Origin of the sequence: Streptomyces nigra, from assembly GCF_003074055.1 — a bacterium.
In the GTDB taxonomy this organism is placed as follows: Bacteria; Actinomycetota; Actinomycetes; order Streptomycetales; family Streptomycetaceae; genus Streptomyces; species Streptomyces nigra.
Genome location: NZ_CP029043.1, coordinates 2,039,189 through 2,059,895, shown reverse-complemented (window position 1 = coordinate 2,059,895; position 20,707 = coordinate 2,039,189). Strand labels below are relative to the sequence as shown.

The window sequence follows — 20,707 nt, the reverse complement described above, 5'->3', positions numbered from 1 at the left end:
GCCGGCGGGCCGCCGTCCGTCAGACCACCGTGGTGTCCTCCCCGGCGGTGGGCCGCGCGACCGGGGCGGGCGGGGCCGCGGCCGGAAGGTCGACGCGAAGCAGCGCGCCCCCGCGTGCGGAGCGGGCGACGGTGACCCGGCCGCCATGGGCGTCGACGACCCGCTGCACGATCGACAGCCCCAGACCGGATCCCGGCAACGCCCGTGCGCTGTCGGCACGGTAGAACCGGTCGAACACCCGCGGTACGTCGGCGGCGTCGATGCCGGGCCCGGCGTCGTCGACCTCGAGCACCGCCGACGCGCCCTCGGCACGGAGCCGCACCTGGACCGGCCGGTCCGCGGGGGACCACTTGCCGGCGTTGTCGATGAGGTTGAGCACCGCCCGCTCGAGCGCGGCGGGACGCCCGCTCACCCACACGGAGGTCACGTCGAGCGCCACCTCGATGTCGGGCACGCGGGAGCGCGCCCGGGGCGCGGCTGCCCCCACCACGTCGGCGAGGTCGAGCAGTTCGGTGTTCTCGTCGCTGACGTCACCGCGCGCCAGGTCGGTCAGCTCGGCGACAAGGGTGCCCAACTCGGCCACCTGCGCGCCGAGATCGTCGAGCAGCCGGGTCCGGCTCTCCGCCGGCAGCGCGCTGTCCAGGGTGCCGCGCCGATCGAGCCGGATGAGCAGCTCGACGTTGAGGCGCAGGCTGGTGAGCGGGGTCTTCAGCTCGTGGGCGGCGTCCTCGGCGAGCAGCCGCTGGGCCCGCCGGGAGTCCCGTAGCGCGGCGAGCATCTCGTTGATCGACTGGATCAGCCGCCGGATCTCCCCACCGCCCTCGTCCGGGATGTCGGCGTCGAGATCCCGGGTGTGCGCGACACGTACGGCGGCGGCGGTCAGCCGGTCGATCGGGGTCAGCCCGGTCCGTGCCACGGCCCGCCCGACGACGGCACCGCCGGCCACGCAGAGCAGCCCGATCAGCAGCATGCCGAACCCGAACCGGTTGACCGGGCCGTCGTCGGCGGCGCGGGCCACCTGGACCGCCCCGTCGCCCGCCCGCAGCGTGTGGACGAGGTAGCCGTCCTCGTCGCTGTCGTCCGACTCCATGAGGTCGGCCGACAGGCCCCGCGCCACGCGCGCGGCCCGCTCGCTGACCGGGGGCAGCGGGGGTTGGCCGGCCGGCGTGCGGACCGAGCCGTCGGGCAGGACGACCCGCACCAGCCGGCCGCCTCCGGCATACGGCGGCAGCCGGACCCGCGCCGGACCGGCGCGCTCCGCGTCCGCCGCCAGGACCCGGGAGTCGGCGCGCAGCTGCTCCTCGACGGTGCCCCGCAGCTCCCGGTCCAGCAGTTCGCTGGCCACCTGGAAGGCCAGGAACACGCTGACCGCGATGGCCGTCGCCGAGATCACCGTCAGCCTGGTCCGCAGGGACCGCCGGCGCCACCACCGGATCAACCGGCGCGGTTTCCGGCCGGCGGGCCCGCTCACGGGGGAGTCTCCCGCAACGTGTAGCCCAGGCCGCGCAGCGTGTAGAGCAATCGCGGCTCACCCTCGGCCTCCATCTTGCGACGCAGATAGCTCACGTACACCTGGAGGTTGTTGGCGGTGGCGCTCATGTCGAAGCCCCAGATCGCCTCGAACAGCGCGTCGCGGGTCAGGACCCGGGTCGCGTTGCGCATGAGGACCTGCAGGAGGGAGAACTCGGTCCGGGTCAGGCGCAGCGCCCGCCCGCCCCGCCACGCCTCGAACCGGTCGGGATCGAGCCGGACGTCGGCGAACGACAGGATCTGCGACTCCCCGTCGGCCGGCGCGCGCCGCCGCAGCAGGGCCCGCACCCGGGCCAGCAGCTCCTCTGTGGCGAACGGCTTGGGCAGGTAGTCGTCGGCGCCCGCGTCCAGCCCCGTGACCCGGTCGGAGACCTGGTTGCGGGCGGTCAGCATCAGCACCGGCAGGTCCCGGCCCGCGGCCCGCAGGCGCCGGCAGGTCTCCAGCCCGCCGAGGCGGGGCATCATCACGTCGAGGATCAGCAGATCCATCTTGTCGCCGTCGGCCCCGTCCATCCCGTCGAGCACGGCGAGACCGTTGGCGACGGTGCGGGTGTCGTACCCCTCGACCTGGAGCACCCGCTCCAGCGACTCACGGATGGCCGCCTCATCATCGGCGATCATGATGCGCACGCCGGCCCGCCCCCTTCCGGTCGATGAGTTTGCGGCTCATTGTCGCCGCTCGACCTGAGACCAGGCTGAGAGCTCCGAACAAAAGTGGAGCCCCAAGAGGCACCGTGGGCGGGCCGGCCGTCGGCCCCGGCGTGCTACTCGGACTGCGCCGCCAGTTCCGACAGGACCGCGTGCAGGGGCTGGGTCGCGCGGCGGCGGTACTCCTGAATGGACCAGCCGTTGCCGTCGGGGTCCTTGAAGTACATGAAGGTGGCGCCGTCGTCGGGGGAGTACTGCACCGGCTCGGACACCTCCAGGCCCCGCTCGCGCAGCTCCGCGTACGCCGCCTTGATGTCGGCCACGCAGAGCTGGAGGCCCTGGTACGAGCCCGGTTCCGGCACGGTCTCGCCCTTGGTCAGGTCCCAGATGCTGTCGCCCAGCGCGATCGAACAGCCCGAGCCCGGCGGGGTCAGCTGGACGATGCGCATGCCCGGCATGACCTCCTGGTCGATGTCGACGTGGAAGCCGACCTTGTCGCGGTAGAAGTCACGGGCCCGGTCGATGTCGCTCACGGGCAGCGGGATCACTTCGAGGGTGAAGTCCATCAGTGGTCTCCAGGGTCGACGGTGGCTCGGTCTGCCTGAACGGCTCACCCTTACCGAAGCCGAAATCGGTACGGGGCGCCACCGAAACGCCCACAGTGGGCACATCCACCCGCCGGCCACCGCACACGACGCGTCGGCGCCGACCGCCGGGACTGCGGCTAGGCTCGATCGCGTACGACCTTGATCGGGTACCACCGGGAAGGCGTACACCCCTGATCGGAACGGGAGGGCGAGGATGACGGCGCCGGGACGCAGGAGCAGTACGTTCACTCGGCTGCTGCGGCACGGCTTCACCGACCCGTCGGCCGCCGAACGCCTCCTGGACAGCCCCGACCTCACCCCGCTCAGGAACGACCCGGTCCTTCTGGAGGCCCTGGGCGCCACCGCCGACCCCGACCTCGCGCTGACCGGCCTCGTCCGGCTGACCGAGGCCCAGCCCGGCGACGCCGACCGGCGCGAGCTGCTCGACACGCTGATAGCGGCCAAGCCGCTGCGCGACCGGCTGCTCGGGGTGCTCGGCGCCTCCGCCGCCCTCGCCGAGCACCTCGCCCGCCACCCCGGCGACTGGCAGGTGCTGGTCACCTACGAGCCGCGCGACCTGCACCCCGAGGTCGAGGAGTTCGAACGGGCCCTCGCCGAGGCCACCGACCCCGTCAGCCTGCGCGTCGCCTACCGGCGCTGCCTGCTCTCCATCGCCGCCCGCGACGTGTGCGGCACCACCGACCTCGCCCAGACCGCCGCCGAGCTCGCCGACCTCGCCACCGCGACCCTGCGTGCCGCGCTCGCCCTCGCCGCCGCCGAGGCCCCGCAGGACGCCGAGCAGTGCCGGCTGGCGGTGATCGCCATGGGCAAGTGCGGCGGCCACGAGCTGAACTACGTCTCCGACGTCGACGTCATCTTCGTCGGCGAGAGCGCCGACGGCGCCGACGAGGGCAAGGCCCTGCAGGCCGCCACCCGGCTCGCCTCGCACATGATGCGGATCTGCTCCGAGACCACCGTCGAGGGCTCCATCTGGCCCGTCGACGCCAATCTGCGCCCGGAGGGCCGCAACGGTCCCCTCGTGCGCACCCTCAGCAGCCATGTCGCCTACTACCAGCGCTGGGCCAAGACCTGGGAGTTCCAAGCCCTGCTCAAGGCCCGCCCGGTCGCCGGCGACCTCGAACTGGGCGCCGAGTACGTCGCCGCGCTGCGGCCCCTGGTGTGGAAGGCCGCCGAGCGGGAGAACTTCGTCGCCGACGTGCAGAAGATGCGCCGCCGCGTCGTCGAGAACATCCCCGTCTCCGAGGTCGACCGCCAGCTGAAGCTCGGCCCCGGCGGCCTGCGGGACGTCGAGTTCGCCGTCCAGCTGCTGCAGCTCGTGCACGGCCGCGAGGACGCCGCGCTGCGCAGCGGCACCACCCTGGACGCCCTCCAGGCCCTCGCCGCCGGCGGCTACGTCGGCCGGACCGACGCCGCGCAGCTCGACGCCGCCTACCGCTTCCTGCGCTCCATGGAGCACCGCATCCAGCTGTACCGGCTGCGCCGCACCCACCTGGTCCCCGAGGACGACGCCGACCTGCGCCGCATCGGCCGCTCCCTCGGTCTGCGCGCCGACCCGGTCGCCGAGCTGACCCGCGAGTGGAAACGGCACAGCAGCGTCGTACGGCGGCTGCACGAGAAGCTCTTCTACCGGCCGCTGCTGGACGCCGTCGCCCAGCTCGCCCCCGGCGAGGCCCGGCTCAGCGCGGGCGCCGCCCGGGAACGGCTCATCGCCCTCGGCTACGCCGACCCCGCCTCGGCGCTGCGGCACCTGGAGGCGCTGGCTTCCGGCGTGACCCGCGCGGCGGCGATCCAGCGCACCCTGCTGCCCGTCCTGCTGGGCTGGTTCGCGGACTCGGCCGACCCGGACTCCGGCCTGCTGAACTTCCGCAAGGTCTCCGACGCGCTCGGCAAGACCCCCTGGTACCTGCGGCTGCTGCGTGACGAGGGCGCCGCCGCCGAGAACCTCGCCCGGGTCCTGTCGGCGGGCCGGCTCGCCCCCGACCTGCTGATGCGGGCCCCGGAGGCCGTCGCGCTGCTCGGCGACGGCGACGGCGGCAGCGGTCTGGAGCCCCGCTCGCGGGCCCATCTGGAGCAGGAGGTCCTCGCCGCGGCGCACCGCGCCGACAACGCCGTCCAGGCCGTCACCGCGGCCCGCGGCATGCGGCGCCGCGAGCTGTTCCGTACGGCCGCCGCCGACATCGTGGACTCCTACGGCACCGAGACCAAGCCCGCCGAGGCCGACCAGGGCGCCCTGGTGGACCGGGTCGGCGCCGCGGTCTCCGACCTCACGGCGGCCACGCTGGCCGGCACCCTGCGCGCGGTGGTCCGCGAGGGCTGGGGCGACACCCTGCCCACCCGGTTCGCGATCATCGGCATGGGCCGCTTCGGCGGGCACGAGCTGGGCTACGGCAGCGACGCGGACGTCCTCTTCGTGCACGAGCCGCGCGAGGGCGTCGACGACCAGGAGGCCGCCGCGGCGGCCAACCGCGTCGTGGCCGAGATGCGGCGGCTGCTCCAGATCCCCAGCGCCGACCCGCCGCTGCTGATCGACGCCGATCTGCGCCCGGAGGGCAAGTCCGGGCCGCTGGTGCGCACCCTCAACTCGTACGCCGCCTACTACCGGCGCTGGTCGCTGGGCTGGGAGTCGCAGGCGCTGCTGCGGGCCGAGCCGGTCGCCGGGGACGACGAGCTGGGTGCCCGGTTCATCGAGCTGATCGACCCGCTGCGCTATCCCGCCCGGGGCCTCGAGGAGGACGCCGTACGGGAGATCCGGCGGCTGAAGGCGCGTATGGAGTCCGAGCGCCTGCCGCGCGGCGCCGACCCGAAGCTGCACACCAAGCTCGGGCCCGGCGGGCTGTCGGACGTCGAGTGGACCGTGCAGCTGCTCCAGCTGCGGCACGGGGCCCATGAGCCCGGACTGCGGACCACCCGCACCCGCGAGGCGCTGGCCGCGGCCCGTGCCGCCGAGCTCATCGGCGAGGAGGACGCGGAGATCCTCGACGAGGCCTGGGTGCTGGCGACCCGGGTCCGCAACGCGGTGATGCTGGTCCGCGGACGCGCCGGCGACACCTTCCCCTCGGACCCGCGCGAACTGGGCGCGGTGGGCCGCTACCTGGGGTACGAGCCCGGTCACGTGGGCGACATGCTGGACGACTACCGCCGCACCGCCCGCCGGGCCCGCGGCGTCGTGGACGAGCTGTTCTACGGGGGCTGAGCCTCGGGCGCTGAGCTACGGCCCCGGTGACGTCCGGGCCGGCACCGGCTCGTTCTCCTCCTCGGCGGCCACCGGGACCTGCCGTACGCCGGCACCCGGCGACACCGCTCCGGTGCGTGCCGGGACCACCCGGGGCAGCCGGTAGGGCAGCGCGCCGTACCAGAGGCGGGCCACGCCGTAGCCGAAGGCCAGGCAGATGAGGCCGCCCACCGCGTCGAGCCAGAAGTGGTTGGCCGTCGCGACGATCACCACGAGGGTCGCCGCCGGGTAGAGCAGCCCGAGGACCTTGACCCAGGGGGTGCGCGCCAGGGCGAAGATCGTCAGCCCGCTCCACACCGACCAGCCGATGTGCATGGACGGCATCGCGGCGTACTGGTTCGACATGTTCTTCAGGTCGCCCGAGGCCATCGAGCCCCAGGTGTCGTGGGCGAGGACCGTGTCGATGAACCCCGTGTTCGTCATCAGCCGCGGGGGAGCGAGCGGATACAGGTAGTAACCGACCAGGGCCACACCCGTGGTCGCGAAGAGGACCAGCCGGGTCGCCGCGTAGCGGCCGGAGTGTCTGCGGTACAGCCAGACCAGCACCGCAAGCGTCACCACGAAGTGCAGCGTGGCGTAGTAGTAGTTCATCCCGACGATCAGCCAAGTCGCGCCGTTGACCGCGTGGTTGACGGACTCCTCGACGGCGATGCCCAGACTGTGCTCGAGCCGCCACAGCCAGTCGGCGTTGCGCAGGGCCTCGGCACGCTGCTCCGGGACGGCGTTGCGGATCAGGGAGTAGGTCCAGTAACTCACCGCGATGAGCAGGATCTCGAACCACAGCCGCGGCCGGCGGGGGGTGCGCAGGCGGCGCAGGAGTCCCGGCCCCGCCCTCTCCGCGGCGGAGTGCGGGACGGCTTCTTCAGGGCCTTCGCGTGTCGTCACCGTAGCGTCACCCATAGGCACAGAGTCTGCCAGAAAAGACCTCTCCGACCGATCATCCTCCGGTCGGGTCCGTGACGCACGTTCTGCGGCTTTTCTCCTCCTGGGGGAGTAGGCCGCAGGTCCCGGTACCCCCTAGGGGCGCGCCCGGTCGCCGGGCGCCGACGCCGTCGAACCGCGTACGACCAGCTCCGGCATGAACACGAACTCGCTGTGCGGGGCCGGGGTTCCGCCGATCTCCTCGAGCAGCGTGCGGACGGCGGCCTGGCCCATGGCCGGGACCGGCTTGCGGACCGTGGTGAGCGGCGGGTCGGTGAAGGCGATCAGCGGGGAGTCGTCGAAGCCCACGACCGAGATGTCGGTGGGGACCTCGAGGCCCTGCTGCCGGGCCGCGCGTATCGCGCCCAGCGCCATCATGTCGCTGGCGCAGACGACGGCCGTGCAGTCGCGCGCGATGAGGGCGGTCGCGGCGGCCTGCCCGCCCTCCAGGGTGTAGAGCGAGTGCTGCACCAGGTCGCGCTCCACGACGTCCGGCGGCAGGTTCAGCTGGTCCTGGACGGTCCGGACGAACCCCTCGATCTTCCGCTGCACCGGCACGAACCGCTTCGGGCCGAGGGCCAGTCCGATCCGGGTGTGCCCGAGGGAGGCGAGGTGGGTCACCGCCAGCGCCATCGCCGCCCGGTCGTCGGGGGAGATGAACGGCGCCTGCACCTTGGGGGAGAAGCCGTCGACGAGGACGAAGGGGACGCCCTGCGCACGCAGCCGCTCGTAGCGCTGCATGTCCGCGGTGGTGTCCGCGTGCAGACCGGAGACATAGATGATGCCCGCGACCCCGCGGTCCACGAGCATCTCGGTGAGCTCGTCCTCCGTGGACCCGCCGGGCGTCTGTGTCGCCAGCACGGGCGTATAGCCCTGACGCGTCAGGGCCTGGCCGATGACCTGGGCGAGCGCCGGGAATATCGGGTTCTCCAGCTCGGGTGTGATCAGGCCGACCAGGCCCTCGCTGCGCTGGCGGAGCCGCACCGGACGCTCGTAGCCGAGCACGTCGAGTGCGGCCAGCACGGACTGGCGAGTGGTGGCGGCGACGCCGGGCTTCCCGTTGAGGACGCGGCTGACGGTCGCTTCGCTCACCCCCGCCTGAGCAGCGATGTCGGCAAGCCTCGTGGTCACGGCACTGGACTGTACCTGTCGTATGCCGCCTTGCACACCAATCGGACGCCGAGGGCGACCCGTTGGCCGGCCCGTGCGGGGCTGCTGCGTCATCGCGCTCCCTCGTGGAAGTCATGGCAAGAGCTTGCAGAGTCTTGCACAAGTGGACCGCGTACCGCTCCACCCCTGTAAGGAAGCGTCTCACAGCGGTCGCTGGACGGTCACGCCGGGATAACTTCCGTGTTCCCTTGCACTTTTTTGCTGCAAGGTCTTTCGCAAGGATTGCATCGCTGTTACGTTCACGTCGCCCGGCGGCCGCAAAGGCGCAGTCGGCACGACAGCAGGGGCCGGCAGACGGGGCCGCCCCCGCATCACACGGGCTTTCACCCTCAAGGAGAACTCATGCGGCGTGGCATAGCGGCCACCGCGCTGGTGGCGTCCCTCGCCCTCGCGGCGACGGCCTGCGGCGGGGACGACAGTGGCAGCGACTCGAGCGGTCCGGTGACCATCACCTGGTGGGACACCTCCAACGCCACCAACGAGGCGCCGACGTACCAGGCCTTGGTCAAGGAGTTCGAGGCCGCCAACAAGGACATCAAGGTCAAGTACGTCAACGTCCCCTTCGACCAGGCGCAGAACAAGTTCGACACCGCCGCCGGTTCGAAGGGCGCGCCGGACATCCTGCGGTCCGAGGTCGGCTGGACCCCGGCCTTCGCGAAGAAGAGCTTCTTCCTGCCGCTGGACGGCACCGAGGCCCTCGCCGAGCAGGACAAGTTCAAGTCCAACCTGCTGGAGCAGGCCAAGTACGAGGGCAAGACGTACGGCGTCCCCTTCGTCACGGACACGCTCGCGCTCGTCTACAACAAGGCGCTGTTCGAGAAGGCCGGCATCACCGAGGCCCCCAAGACCTGGGACGACCTCAAGAAGGCCGCCGCCACGATCAAGGGCAAGACCGGCGTCGACGGCTACTGGGGCTCGACCCAGGCCTACTACGCCCAGTCCTTCCTCTACGGCGAGGGCACCGACACCGTCGACGCCGACGCCAAGAAGATCACCGTCAACTCGCCCGAGGCGAAGAAGGCGTACGGCACCTGGCTGAGCCTGTTCGACGGCAAGGGCCTGCACAAGGCCGACACGACCGCCGACGCGTACGCCCACATCCAGGACGCGTTCGTCAACGGCAAGGTCGCCGCGATCGTCCAGGGCCCCTGGGAGATCACGAACTTCTACAAGGGCTCGGCGTTCAAGGACAAGTCGAACCTCGGCATCGCCACCGTCCCGGCCGGCTCGTCCGGCAAGGCGGGCGCCCCGACCGGCGGCCACAACCTCTCGGTCTACGCCGGCTCCGACGAGGCCCACCAGAAGGCCGCGCTGAAGTTCGTCAAGTTCATGACGTCGGCGAAGTCGCAGGAGACCATCGCGCTGAAGAACAGCACGCTGCCCACCCGTGACGACGCCTACACCGAGCAGGTCAAGGCCGACCCGGGCATCGCCGGCTACCAAGGCGTCCTGTCCGCCGCCCAGCCGCGTCCCGCGCTGCCGGAGTACAGCTCCCTGTGGGGTCCGCTCGACACCGAGCTGCCCAAGATCGCGGGTGGCAAGGTGTCCCTGGACAAGGGCCTGAGCACGGCCGAGACGTCCATCGCCAAGCTGGTGCCCGACTTCAGCAAGTGAGCCCCGCGCGGCCGCCGGACCGCCCTGTTGGGGCAGGCGATCCGGCGGCCGCCCGGCCGTCCCACGGGTCCCGACCGCGGACTTCCTGAACTCCCAGAAGGTGTCGAACCATGACAGTCGCCATCGACCGCGCGACCGGCAAGCGCCGCGGTGACCGTGCGCCCCGGCCAGGGCTCGGGCAGCGCCTGAGGAACAGCTACCAGAAGCACTGGTACGCGTACGCGATGATCACCCCGGTGGTCGTCGTGCTCGGCATCCTCGTGCTGTACCCGCTGGCCTACGGTCTGTACCTGACGCTGACCGACGCCAACAGCCTCAACACGGCGCGCACGATCGGCGCCAACGAGATCGAGGCGACGTACAAGTTCATCGGCCTCGACAACTACGCCGACATCCTCTGGGGCGAGACCTCCTACGACCGCTTCTGGTCGCACTTCATCTGGACGATCGTGTGGACGGCCGCCTGTGTGGCCCTGCACTACACGATCGGCCTCGGCCTCGCGCTGCTGCTCAACCAGAAGCTGCGCGGCCGCACCCTCTACCGCCTGATCCTGGTCCTGCCGTGGGCCGTGCCGACCTTCGTCACCGTGTTCGGCTGGCGGTTCATGCTCGCGGACGGCGGCATCATCAACGCCGCGCTGGAGTCCCTGCACCTGCCGACGCCGCTGTGGCTGGAGGACACCTTCTGGCAGCGGTTCGCGGCGATCATGGTCAACACCTGGTGCGGTGTGCCGTTCATGATGGTCTCCCTGCTCGGCGGCCTGCAGTCCATCGACGCCTCCCTCTACGAGGCCGCGGAGATGGACGGCGCCAGCGCCTGGCAGCGCTTCCGCTACGTCACCCTGCCCGGCCTGCGGACCGTCAGCTCCACCGTCGTCCTGCTCGGCATCATCTGGACGTTCAACCAGTTCGCCGTGATCTTCCTGCTCTTCGGCAACACCGCGCCGGACGCGCAGATCCTCGTCACCTGGGCCTACTACCTCGGCTTCGGACAGCAACCGCGCGACTTCGCCCAGTCCGCCGCCTACGGCATCCTGCTGCTGGGCATCCTGATCGTCTTCACCTCGTTCTACCGCCGCTGGCTGAACCGCAACGAGCAGCAGCTCGCGATCTGAGGCAGGAGTTCTTCATGAGTACCACCACAGCCCAGACCTCCGCCGCGGTGACCGAACCGGAGAGCCCGGCCAAGCCGCCCCGGCGCACCCGGCGGCGCGGCGAGACGGGCTTCGCCGGCTCCCTCGCCTCCCACGGCATGCTCACCGTCGCGAGCCTGATCGCCCTGTTCCCCGTCCTGTGGCTGGTGTTCCTGTCACTGGGACCGGACAAGGACGACTATCTGCACCCCGAGCGCATCTGGTCCAAGATGACGTTCGACAACTACGCGTTCGTCCTGCAGCACACGAACTTCTTCGACTGGCTGAAGAGTTCGCTGATCGTGTCGCTGGGCACCACCGTGATCGGCGTCCTGATCGCCGCCACCACCGGCTACGCGGTCTCCCGTATGCGCTTCCCGGGCTACCGGAAGTTCATGTGGGTGCTGCTGGTCACCCAGATGTTCCCGATCGCCGTGCTGATCGTGCCGATGTACCAGATCCTCTCGGACCTGGGCCTCATCGACACCTACCTCGGCCTGATCATCGTCTACTGCTCGACCGCGGTGCCGTACTGCGCCTGGCTGCTCAAGGGCTACTTCGACACCATCCCGTTCGAGATCGACGAGGCCGGGCGCGTCGACGGCCTCACCCCGTTCGGCACCTTCGCGCGGCTGATCCTGCCGCTCGCCAAGCCGGGCCTCGCGGTCGCCGCGTTCTACAGCTTCATCACCGCCTTCGGCGAGGTGGCCTTCGCGACCACCTTCCTGCTCGACGACGAGAAGTACACGCTCGCCGTCGGTCTGCAGAGCTTCGTCAGCGAGCACGACGCCCAGCGCAACCTCATGGCGGCCACGGCGGTGCTCATCGCGATACCGGTCTCCCTCTTCTTCTACCTCGTGCAGAAGAACCTGGTCACCGGCCTCACCGCCGGTGGCACGAAGGGCTGAGCCGGCCCCGAGAACCCGAGGCGGCCGCCGTGTCCATCCGACCCCGCTGTCACTGCGGCCGCCTCGTCGTCCGCCGCCGCGCGCACGACCCAGAACGACTGACTCCTTCTCCGCCCGTGACACCGTCCGGGCGTGAGACCCCCACCGCATCAAGGAAGCCATGAGCCAGTACCCCACCGCCCCGGCCGAGACCGCTGCCGTCGCCACCGTCGCCAAGCGCCGTGACTGGTGGCGCGACGCGGTGATCTACCAGGTCTACCCGCGCAGCTTCGCCGACAGCAACGGCGACGGCATGGGCGACCTGGAAGGCATCCGTTCCCGCCTGCCGTACCTGCGCGACCTCGGCGTCGACGCCGTATGGCTCAGCCCCTTCTACGCCTCCCCGCAGGCCGACGCCGGCTACGACGTCGCCGACTACCGGGCCGTCGATCCCATGTTCGGCAATCTGCTGGACGCCGACGCGCTGATCCGGGACGCCCGTGAGCTGGGCCTGCGGATCATCGTCGACCTGGTCCCCAACCACTCCTCGGACCAGCACGAGTGGTTCAAGCGCGCCCTCGCCGACGGCCCCGGCTCGCCGCTGCGCGACCGCTACCACTTCCGCCCCGGCAAGGGCGCGAACGGCGAACTCCCGCCGAACGACTGGGAGTCCATCTTCGGCGGCCCCGCCTGGACCCGGGTCACCGAGCCCGACGGCACCCCCGGCGAGTGGTACCTGCACCTCTTCGCGCCCGAACAGCCCGACTTCAACTGGGAGCACCCGGCGGTCTCCGACGAGTTCCGCTCGATCCTGCGCTTCTGGCTGGACATGGGCGTCGACGGCTTCCGGATCGACGTCGCCCACGGCATGGTGAAGGCCGAAGGCCTGCCCGACCTTGGAAACCACGATCAGCTCAAACTGCTGGGCAACGATGTCATGCCGTTCTTCGACCAGGACGGCGTCCACGACATCTACCGCCAGTGGCGGCTCATCCTCGACGAGTACTCCGGCGAGCGCATCTTCGTCGCCGAGGCGTGGACCCCGACCGTCGAGCGCACGGCCAACTACGTCCGCCCCGACGAGCTGCACCAGGCGTTCAACTTCCAGTACCTGTCGGCCGCCTGGGACGCGCGAGAGCTGCGCGAGGTCGTCGACCGCACCCTGGAGGCGATGCGCCCGGTCGGCGCCCCCGCCACCTGGGTGCTCTCCAACCACGACGTCACCCGGCACGCCACCCGCTTCGCCAACCCGCCCGGCCTCGGCACCCAGATCCGCACCGCCGGCGACCGCGCCCTGGGCCTGCGCCGCGCCCGCGCGGCCACCCTGCTGATGCTGGCCCTGCCCGGCTCCGCGTACGTCTACCAGGGCGAGGAGCTCGGCCTGCCGGACGTCGTCGACCTGCCGGACGACGTGCGCCAGGACCCGGCGTACTTCCGCGGCGAGGGCCAGGACGGCTTCCGCGACGGCTGCCGGGTGCCGATCCCGTGGACGCGTGCCGGATCGTCGTACGGCTTCGGCGCGGGCGGCAGCTGGCTGCCGCAGCCGGCGGGCTGGGGCGAGCTGAGCGTCGAGGCCCAGACCGGCGACCCGGACTCCACCCTGGAGCTGTACCGGGCCGCGCTGGCCGCCCGCCGCGCCCACCCCGACCTCGGCGCCGGGGACGAGGTGGAGTGGCTGCGGGCGCCCGAGGGCGTCCTCGCCTTCCGGCGTGGGGAGTTCGTCTGCGTGGCGAACACCGGCACCGAGTCGGTGACGATCCCCGCGTACGGGCGGCTGCTGCTCGCCAGCGGTGAGATCACCGAGACGGACGGTGAGGCGAAGCTGCCGGCCGACACCACGGTGTGGTGGTCCACGGCCTCCTGACGGCCTTCCTGCAAGAATTTTCAGGCAAGTTCGTCCGGCCCGCTGCCTTTTCAGGCGGCGGGCCTTTAACATTCCCGTCACCGCAAGGTAGTTGAAAGTTTTCAGCAAGAGCCTTCAACGGTGAAGGAAATCCCCACATGGCACGCAGAACCCTCTCCGTGGCGGCCGCGCTCGCGGCGGCCCTCACCACCTCCTCCCTTGTCATGCACCCGACCGAGGCAGCGGCCTCACCGCCCGGGAGCAAGGACGTCACCGCCGTCCTCTTCGAGTGGAAGTTCGCCTCCGTGGCGAAGGAGTGCACCACCACCCTCGGCCCCGCCGGCTACGGCTACGTGCAGGTCTCCCCACCGGCCGAGCACATACAGGGCTCGCAGTGGTGGACGTCGTACCAGCCGGTGAGCTACAAGATCGCCGGCCGGCTCGGCGACCGCGCCGCCTTCCAGAACATGATCAACACCTGCCACGCGGCCGGTGTGAAGGTCGTCGTCGACACGGTCGTCAACCACATGGCCGCCGGCAACGGCACCGGCACCGGCGGCTCGTCGTACACGAAGTACAACTACCCGGGCCTGTACTCGTCGTACGACTTCGACGACTGCACGGCGCAGATCGGCAACTACCAGGACCGCTGGAACGTCCAGCACTGCGAGCTCGTCGGCCTCGCCGACCTCGACACCGGCGAGGACTACGTCCGCGGCGCCCTGGCGACGTACATGAACGACCTGCTGTCGCTCGGCGTCGACGGCTTCCGCATCGACGCGGCCAAGCACATCGACACCGCCGACCTGGCGAACATCAAGTCGCGTCTGAGCAACCCGAACGCCTACTGGAAGCAGGAGGTCATCCACGGCTCCGGCGAGGCCGTCCAGCCGGGCGAGTACACCCGCAACGGCGACGTCCAGGAGTTCCGCTACGCCTACGACCTCAAGCGGGTCTTCAACAACGAGAACCTCGCCTATCTGAAGAACTACGGCGAGGGCTGGGGCTATCTGAGCAGCTCGTCCGCCGGCGTCTTCGTCGACAACCACGACACCGAGCGCAACGGCTCCACGCTCAGCTACAAGGACAACGCCAACTACACGCTGGCCAACGTCTTCATGCTGGCCTGGCCCTACGGCGCCCCGGACATCAACTCCGGCTACGAGTTCACCGACCACGACGCCGGACCGCCCAACGGCGGCACGGTGAACGCCTGCTGGCAGAACGGCTGGAAGTGCCAGCACAACTGGCCGGAGATCAAGTCCATGGTCGCGTTCCGCAACGCCACCCGCGGCCAGGCCGTCACCAACTGGTGGGACAACGGCGGTGACGCCATCGCGTTCGGCCGGGGCTCCAAGGGCTTCGTGGCCATCAACCACGAGTCGGGCTCCCTCAGTCGTACGTACCAGACGTCCCTGCCCGCCGGCACGTACTGCAACGTGCAGAACAACAGCACCGTGACGGTGAACTCCGCCGGTCAGCTGACCGCCACGCTGGGCGCGAACACGGCTCTGGCCGTATACGCCGGCAAGTCGAGCTGCTGAGCGGACAACTGAAAGTTTTTACCGGTGGTTTCAAGCCTCTTGCTGTAAGCGTTGCGGCGGCGATACGGTCGCGCGGGGTCGGACCCGAAGAGCCGCAATCGCAAGGAGCCCCTCTGTGATACCGAGATGGCCGTCGCCGTGGAGGCGCCGAACCACCCACGCCGGACGGGTCGCTGCGGTCACCGTGACCGCGCTGGCCGCAGCGCTCGTCCAGCCACTCGCCGCGAAGGCGGCGACCCCGCCGGCGCCGCCGTCCGACGCGAAGCTCGCCGCCGAGCCCGCCCGGCACGACGCCACCCGCGAGCAGTTCTACTTCGTCCTGCCGGACCGTTTCGCCAACGGCGACACCGGCAACGACAAGGGCGGCCTGACCGGCTCCCGCCTGTCCACCGGGTACGACCCCACGGACAAGGGCTTCTACCAGGGCGGCGACCTCAAGGGTCTGACCCAGCGCCTGGACTACATCAAGGGCCTGGGCACCACCGCCATCTGGATGGCGCCCATCTTCAAGAACCGTCCCGTGCAGGGCACCGGTAAGGACGCCTCCGCCGGCTACCACGGGTACTGGATCACCGACTTCACCCAGGTCGACCCGCACTTCGGCAGCAACAAGGACCTCGAGACCCTCATCGCCAAGGCGCACGCCAAGGGCATGAAGGTCTTCTTCGACGTCATCACCAACCACACCGCCGACGTCGTGGACTACAAGGAGAAGTCCTACGAGTACCTCTCCCAGGGCGCCTTCCCGTATCTGACGAAGGACGGCCGGCCCTTCGACGACGCCGACCACGCGGACGGCGCCCGGCGCTTCCCCGCCGTGGACGACGACTCCTTCCCCCGCACGCCCGTCACCGGCGCGACGAAGAAGGTCCCCTCCTGGCTCGACGACCCGACGATGTACCACAACCGGGGCGACTCCACCTTCGCCGGGGAGAGCTCCGAACACGGTGACTTCTCCGGCCTGGACGACCTGTGGACCGAGCGTCCCGAGGTCGTCAGCGGCATGGAGAAGATCTACCAGCGCTGGGTCCGCGACTTCGACATCGACGGCTTCCGGATCGACACGGTCAAGCACGTGAACATGGAGTTCTGGACCCAGTGGGCCACCGCCCTGGACTCCTACGCCGCCAAGCAGGGCCGCGACGACTTCTTCATGTTCGGCGAGGTGTACACCTCCGACACGGACATCACCGCGCCCTACGTCACCCAGGGCCGCCTCGACGCCACGCTCGACTTCCCCTTCCAGGAGGCGGCACGCCAGTACGCCTCCCAGGGCGGCAGCGCGCGCAAGCTCGCGTCCGTCTTCGGCGACGACTACAAGTACACGACCGACAAGGCCAACGCCTACGAACAGGTCACCTTCCTCGGCAACCACGACATGGGCCGCATCGGGACCTTCCTGAAGCAGGACAACCCGAAGGCCACCGACGCCGAACTGCTGAAGAAGGACCGGCTCGCCAACGAGCTGATGTTCCTCAGCCGTGGCAACCCGGTCGTCTACTACGGCGACGAGCAGGGCTTCACCGGCGCAGGCGGCGACAAGGACGCCCGCCAGACCCTGTTCGCCTCGAAGACCGCCGACTACCTCGACGACGACCAGATCGGCACCGACCGCACCCACGCCAGTGACGCCTACGACACCAAGGCGCCGCTGTACCGGCAGATCAGCGCCCTCGCCGAGCTGCGCAAGGCCAACCCGGCGCTCGCCGACGGCATCCAGACCGAGCGTCACGCGGCCGACGGCCCCGGCGTCTACGCCTTCTCCCGCACCGACGCCCGCAAGGGCACCGAGTACCTCGTCGCCTTCAACAACGCGGACGACGCCCGCACGGAGACGTTCGCCGTCGGCTCGGCCGACACCACGTACAGCGCCCTGTACGGCACCAAGGACTCCGCCCGCTCCGGCGCCGACAAGAAGGTCACCGTCACCGTCCCGGCGGGCGCGGCGATCGTCCTGAAGGCCACCGGCCGGCCCGCGCAGCCCGCGGCGAAGCCGTCCCTCACGCTGAAGGCCCCCGCCGCGGGCGCCACCGGCACCGTGGAGATCTCCGCCGACGTCGACGGCGGACAGCTCAACCGCGTCGTCTTCGCCGCGCAGACCGGCAACGGCAAGTGGCGCGTCCTCGGCTCCGCCGACCACGCCCCCTACAAGGTCCGCCAGGTCATCGGCGCGGACGTGGCGCCCGGCACCGCCCTGCGCTACAAGGCCGTGGTGATCGACTCCGCCGGCCGTACCGCGAGCGCCACCGCCGGCTCCACCACCGGCACCCCGCCCGCCGAGGAGAAGCCCACCGCCGCCTCCCGTGACTACGCGGTCGTCCACTACAAGCGCGCGGACGGCGACTACACGGACTGGGGCGTGTACGCCTGGGGCGACATCGCCGACGGCGAGGCCACCGAGTGGCCCAAGAGCCACCCCTTCATCGGCCGGGACGCCTACGGCGCCTTCGCCTACGTCAAGCTCAAGCCGGGCGCGTCCAGCGTCGGCTACCTGGTGATCGACAAGGACGGAAACAAGGACGTCTCCGCCGACCGCACGATCGACGTCACAAAGACCGGCGAGATCTGGATCGAGCAGGGCAAGGAGGAGGCCCTGACCGAGCGGCCGGAGTACCCGGCCCAGGACAAGTCCAAGGCCGTCCTGCACTACCACCGTGCCGACGGGGACTACGACGGCTGGGGCCTGCACACCTGGACGGGTGCCGCGAACCCCACCGAGTGGTCGAACCCCCTGAAGCCGGTGCGGACCGACGCCTATGGCGCGGTCTTCGAGGTACCCCTCGCCGAGGGCGCGAGCAGCCTCAGCTACATCATGCACAAGGGCGACGAGAAGGACCTGCCCTCCGACCAGTCGCTGGACCTCAAGACCAACGGCCACGAGGTGTGGCTGCTGAGCGGCCAGGAGAAGTACCTGCTCCCGCAGCCCGCCGGCTCGGCCGCCGCGCTCGACCTGACCACCTCCAAAGCCGTCTGGATCGACCGGAACACCGTCGCCTGGAACGGCTCCGAGGCCGCGGCCTCCACCCAGCTGATCTACTCCCGCACCGGTTCCGTCACCGTCGAGGACGGTGCCCTGACCGGCGACGACCAGCGCTGGCTCCGGCTGGACAAGGCCACGCTGACCGACGCCCAGAAGGCGGAGTTCCCGCACCTGAAGTCGTACACCGCATGGTCCGTCGACCCGCGTGACCGCGACCGGGTCCGCGAGGCGCTGCGCGGCCAGGTCGTCGCCTCCCAGCGCGCCGCCAACGGCGCCGTGCTCGCCGCGACCGGCGTGCAGCTCGCCGGCGTCCTGGACGACCTGTACGACGCCACGCAGGCCGACCTGGGTCCGGTGTTCCACAAGGGCCGTCCGACGCTGTCCGTCTGGGCACCCACCGCCCAGTCGGTGAAGCTGGAGATCGGCGGCTCCACCGTCGCCATGCACCGCGCCGACGGCACCGGCGTCTGGTCCGTCACCGGACCCGCGTCCTGGAAGAACAAGCCCTACCGGTACGTCGTCAAGGTGTGGGCGCCCAGCGTCCGCAAGGTCGTCACCAACAAGGTCACCGACCCCTACTCGGTCGCGCTCACCACCAACTCCCAGCGCAGCCTCCTCGTCGACCTCGACGACCGCTCCCTGGCACCGCGCGGCTGGACCACCTACACCAAGCCCGAGGCGGTGCCGCTGAAGGACGCCCAGATCCAGGAGCTGCACGTCCGGGACTTCTCGGTGGCCGACCCGACCGTCCCCGCGAAGGACCGCGGCACCTACCGCGCGTTCGAGCACAAGCTCAGCGACGGCTCCGGCCACCTGAGGAAGCTCGCCGAGGCCGGCACCTCGTACGTCCATCTGCTGCCGGTCTTCGACATCGCCACCATCCCCGAGCGACGGGAGGACCGGACCAGCCCCGACTGCGACCTGGCCTCGTTCGCGGCCGACTCCGACAAGCAGCAGGAGTGCGTGGCGAAGGCCGCCGCGAAGGACGCCTACAACTGGGGCTACGACCCGTACCACTACACGGTCCCGGAGGGCTCGTACGCCTCGGACCCGGACGGCACCACACGCAACGTCGAGTTCCGCCGGATGGTGAAGGCGCTCAACGAGGACGGCCTGCGCGTCGTCATGGACGTCGTCTACAACCACACGGCGGCGAGCGGCCAGGCGGACACCTCCGTCCTGGACCGGATCGTCCCCGGCTACTACCAGCGGCTCCTGCCCGACGGCTCGGTCGCCAACAGCACCTGCTGCGCCAACACGGCCACCGAGAACGCCATGATGGGCAAGCTCGTCGTCGACTCGATCGTCACCTGGGCCAAGGAGTACAAGGTCGACGGCTTCCGCTTCGACCTCATGGGCCACCACCCGAAGGCCAACATCCTCGCGGTCCGCAAGGCCCTCGACGCCCTCACCCTCAAGAAGGACGGCGTCGACGGCAAGAAGATCATCCTGTACGGCGAGGGCTGGAACTTCGGCGAGGTCGCCGACGACGCCCGGTTCGTCCAGGCCACGCAGAAGAACATGGCCGGCACCGGCATCGCCACCTTCTCCGACCGCGCCCGTGACGCCGTCCGCGGCGGCGGCCCCTTCGACGAGGACCCCGGCGTCCAGGGCTTCGCGTCCGGGCTCTACACCGAGCCCAACACGTCGAAGGCCAACGGCACCGAGGCCGAGCAGAAGGCCCGCCTGCTGCACTACCAGGACCTGATCAAGGTCGGTCTGTCCGGCAACCTCGCCGGGTACCGCTTCACCGACACCAGCGGCAAGGAGGTCGAGGGCTCCGAGGTCGACTACAACGGCGCCCCCGCCGGCTACGCGGACGCCCCCGGCGACGCCCTCGCCTACGCGGACGCGCACGACAACGAGTCGCTGTTCGACGCGCTCGCCTTCAAGCTGCCCGCCACGGTCAGCGCCACCGACCGCGCCCGGATGCAGGTCCTCGCCATGGCCACGGCCACCCTGTCGCAGGGCCCGGCGCTCAGCCAGGCCGGCACCGACCTGCTGCGCTCCAAGTCGCTGGACCGCAACTCCTACGACAGCGGCGACTGGTTCAACGCCATCCACTGGGACTGCGCGGACGGCAACGGCTTCGGCCGGGGCCTGCCGCCCGCGGCCGACAACGCCTCGAAGTGGCCGTACGCCAAGCCGCTGCTGACCACCGTCAAGGCCGGCTGCCCGCAGATCGAGGGCACCTCGGCGGCCTACCGCGACCTGCTGCGGATCCGTTCGACGGAGAGCGCCTTCTCCCTCGGCACCGCCGACCAGGTGCAGGCGAAGCTGTCCTTCCCGCTCTCCGGCAAGGACGAGACGCCCGGCGTGATCACCATGCGTCTCGGTGACCTCGTCGTCGTCTTCAACGCCACCCCCGAGCGGCATCAGCAGAAGGTCGCCTCGCTCGCGGGCACCGGCTACCGGCTGCACCCGGTGCAGGCGAAGGGCGGCGAACCGGTCGTCCGGACCGCGGACTACACGGCGGGCTCCGGCACGTTCGACGTCCCGGCCCGCACGGTCGCGGTGTTCACCCGCACCAGGTGACACCGAGCCAAAACGAAGGGGCGGTCCGGTCACCGGGCCGCCCCTTCGCGCGCCGAGGTTAG

The 20,707-nt window shown here is 70.6% G+C and carries 12 protein-coding genes; 7 read left to right on the top strand and 5 right to left on the bottom strand.

Annotation, left to right across the window (positions count from 1 at the left end; all coding sequences use genetic code 11):
• Window positions 1–19: 19 nt before the first annotated feature.
• From DC008_RS09525 to DC008_RS09515, 3 genes are all read right to left on the bottom strand, one after another.
• On the bottom strand, window positions 20–1,471 hold the full coding sequence (locus DC008_RS09525; protein ID WP_108706590.1) for a HAMP domain-containing sensor histidine kinase: 1,452 nt from the start codon (window positions 1,469–1,471) through the stop codon (window positions 20–22).
• Window positions 1,468–2,160: a response regulator transcription factor gene (locus tag DC008_RS09520; RefSeq protein WP_108706589.1), complete on the bottom strand. Its 693-nt coding sequence runs from the start codon at window positions 2,158–2,160 to the stop codon at window positions 1,468–1,470. Before DC008_RS09520 ends, DC008_RS09525 begins: the two co-directional genes overlap by 4 nt.
• Before the next feature lie 134 nt (window positions 2,161–2,294).
• On the bottom strand, window positions 2,295–2,744 hold the full coding sequence (locus DC008_RS09515) for a VOC family protein (protein ID WP_108706588.1): 450 nt from the start codon (window positions 2,742–2,744) through the stop codon (window positions 2,295–2,297).
• A 235-nt stretch (window positions 2,745–2,979) separates the two neighbouring features.
• On the opposite strand from DC008_RS09515, the gene DC008_RS09510 reads away from it, so the two are divergent.
• A complete protein-coding gene (locus DC008_RS09510) occupies window positions 2,980–5,979 on the top strand; it encodes a bifunctional [glutamine synthetase] adenylyltransferase/[glutamine synthetase]-adenylyl-L-tyrosine phosphorylase (RefSeq protein WP_108706587.1) in 3,000 nt (999 codons plus the stop codon).
• A 15-nt stretch (window positions 5,980–5,994) separates the two neighbouring features.
• On the opposite strand, the gene DC008_RS09505 is transcribed toward DC008_RS09510, so the two are convergent.
• Both DC008_RS09505 and DC008_RS09500 read right to left on the bottom strand, forming a co-directional pair.
• On the bottom strand, window positions 5,995–6,918 hold the full coding sequence (locus tag DC008_RS09505) for a phosphatase PAP2 family protein (RefSeq protein WP_108706586.1): 924 nt from the start codon (window positions 6,916–6,918) through the stop codon (window positions 5,995–5,997).
• A gap of 117 nt (window positions 6,919–7,035) precedes the next feature.
• Complete coding sequence (locus DC008_RS09500) at window positions 7,036–8,070, bottom strand: LacI family DNA-binding transcriptional regulator (RefSeq protein ID WP_279632310.1); 1,035 nt, start codon at window positions 8,068–8,070, stop codon at window positions 7,036–7,038.
• 381 nt (window positions 8,071–8,451) lie between these two features.
• Between DC008_RS09500 and DC008_RS09495 the strand changes: the two genes are divergently transcribed.
• The 6 genes from DC008_RS09495 (at window position 8,452) to pulA (ending at window position 20,645) form a co-directional block, all read left to right on the top strand.
• The gene (locus DC008_RS09495; RefSeq protein WP_108706584.1) at window positions 8,452–9,723 is read left to right on the top strand and encodes an extracellular solute-binding protein; all 1,272 of its coding nucleotides are present in this window, start codon (window positions 8,452–8,454) and stop codon (window positions 9,721–9,723) included.
• Between the two features lie 110 nt (window positions 9,724–9,833).
• Window positions 9,834–10,838, top strand: coding sequence for a carbohydrate ABC transporter permease (locus DC008_RS09490; RefSeq protein WP_108706583.1), 1,005 nt, complete (start codon window positions 9,834–9,836; stop codon window positions 10,836–10,838).
• A gap of 14 nt (window positions 10,839–10,852) precedes the next feature.
• Complete coding sequence (locus DC008_RS09485) at window positions 10,853–11,764, top strand: sugar ABC transporter permease (RefSeq protein ID WP_108706582.1); 912 nt, start codon at window positions 10,853–10,855, stop codon at window positions 11,762–11,764.
• Window positions 11,765–11,924: 160 nt separating this feature from the next.
• Window positions 11,925–13,607, top strand: coding sequence for a glycoside hydrolase family 13 protein (locus DC008_RS09480; RefSeq protein WP_108706581.1), 1,683 nt, complete (start codon window positions 11,925–11,927; stop codon window positions 13,605–13,607).
• Window positions 13,608–13,744: 137 nt separating this feature from the next.
• A complete protein-coding gene (locus tag DC008_RS09475) occupies window positions 13,745–15,130 on the top strand; it encodes an alpha-amylase (RefSeq protein ID WP_108706580.1) in 1,386 nt (461 codons plus the stop codon).
• A 115-nt stretch (window positions 15,131–15,245) separates the two neighbouring features.
• A complete protein-coding gene (gene pulA, locus DC008_RS09470; RefSeq protein WP_108706579.1) occupies window positions 15,246–20,645 on the top strand; it encodes a pullulanase-type alpha-1,6-glucosidase in 5,400 nt (1,799 codons plus the stop codon).
• Window positions 20,646–20,707 lie beyond the last annotated feature (62 nt).

Bases quoted from the DNA above. Each gene is read 5' to 3' on its own strand.
- DC008_RS09510 (WP_108706587.1), top strand. From the start codon at position 2,980: ATGACGGCGCCGGGACGCAGGAGCAGTACGTTCACTCGGCTGCTGCGG.
- DC008_RS09495 (WP_108706584.1), top strand. From the start codon at position 8,452: ATGCGGCGTGGCATAGCGGCCACCGCGCTGGTGGCGTCCCTCGCCCTC.
- DC008_RS09515 (WP_108706588.1), bottom strand. From the start codon at position 2,744: ATGGACTTCACCCTCGAAGTGATCCCGCTGCCCGTGAGCGACATCGAC.
- DC008_RS09490 (WP_108706583.1), top strand. From the start codon at position 9,834: ATGACAGTCGCCATCGACCGCGCGACCGGCAAGCGCCGCGGTGACCGT.
- DC008_RS09480 (WP_108706581.1), top strand. From the start codon at position 11,925: ATGAGCCAGTACCCCACCGCCCCGGCCGAGACCGCTGCCGTCGCCACC.
- DC008_RS09505 (WP_108706586.1), bottom strand. From the start codon at position 6,918: ATGGGTGACGCTACGGTGACGACACGCGAAGGCCCTGAAGAAGCCGTC.
- DC008_RS09475 (WP_108706580.1), top strand. From the start codon at position 13,745: ATGGCACGCAGAACCCTCTCCGTGGCGGCCGCGCTCGCGGCGGCCCTC.
- DC008_RS09485 (WP_108706582.1), top strand. From the start codon at position 10,853: ATGAGTACCACCACAGCCCAGACCTCCGCCGCGGTGACCGAACCGGAG.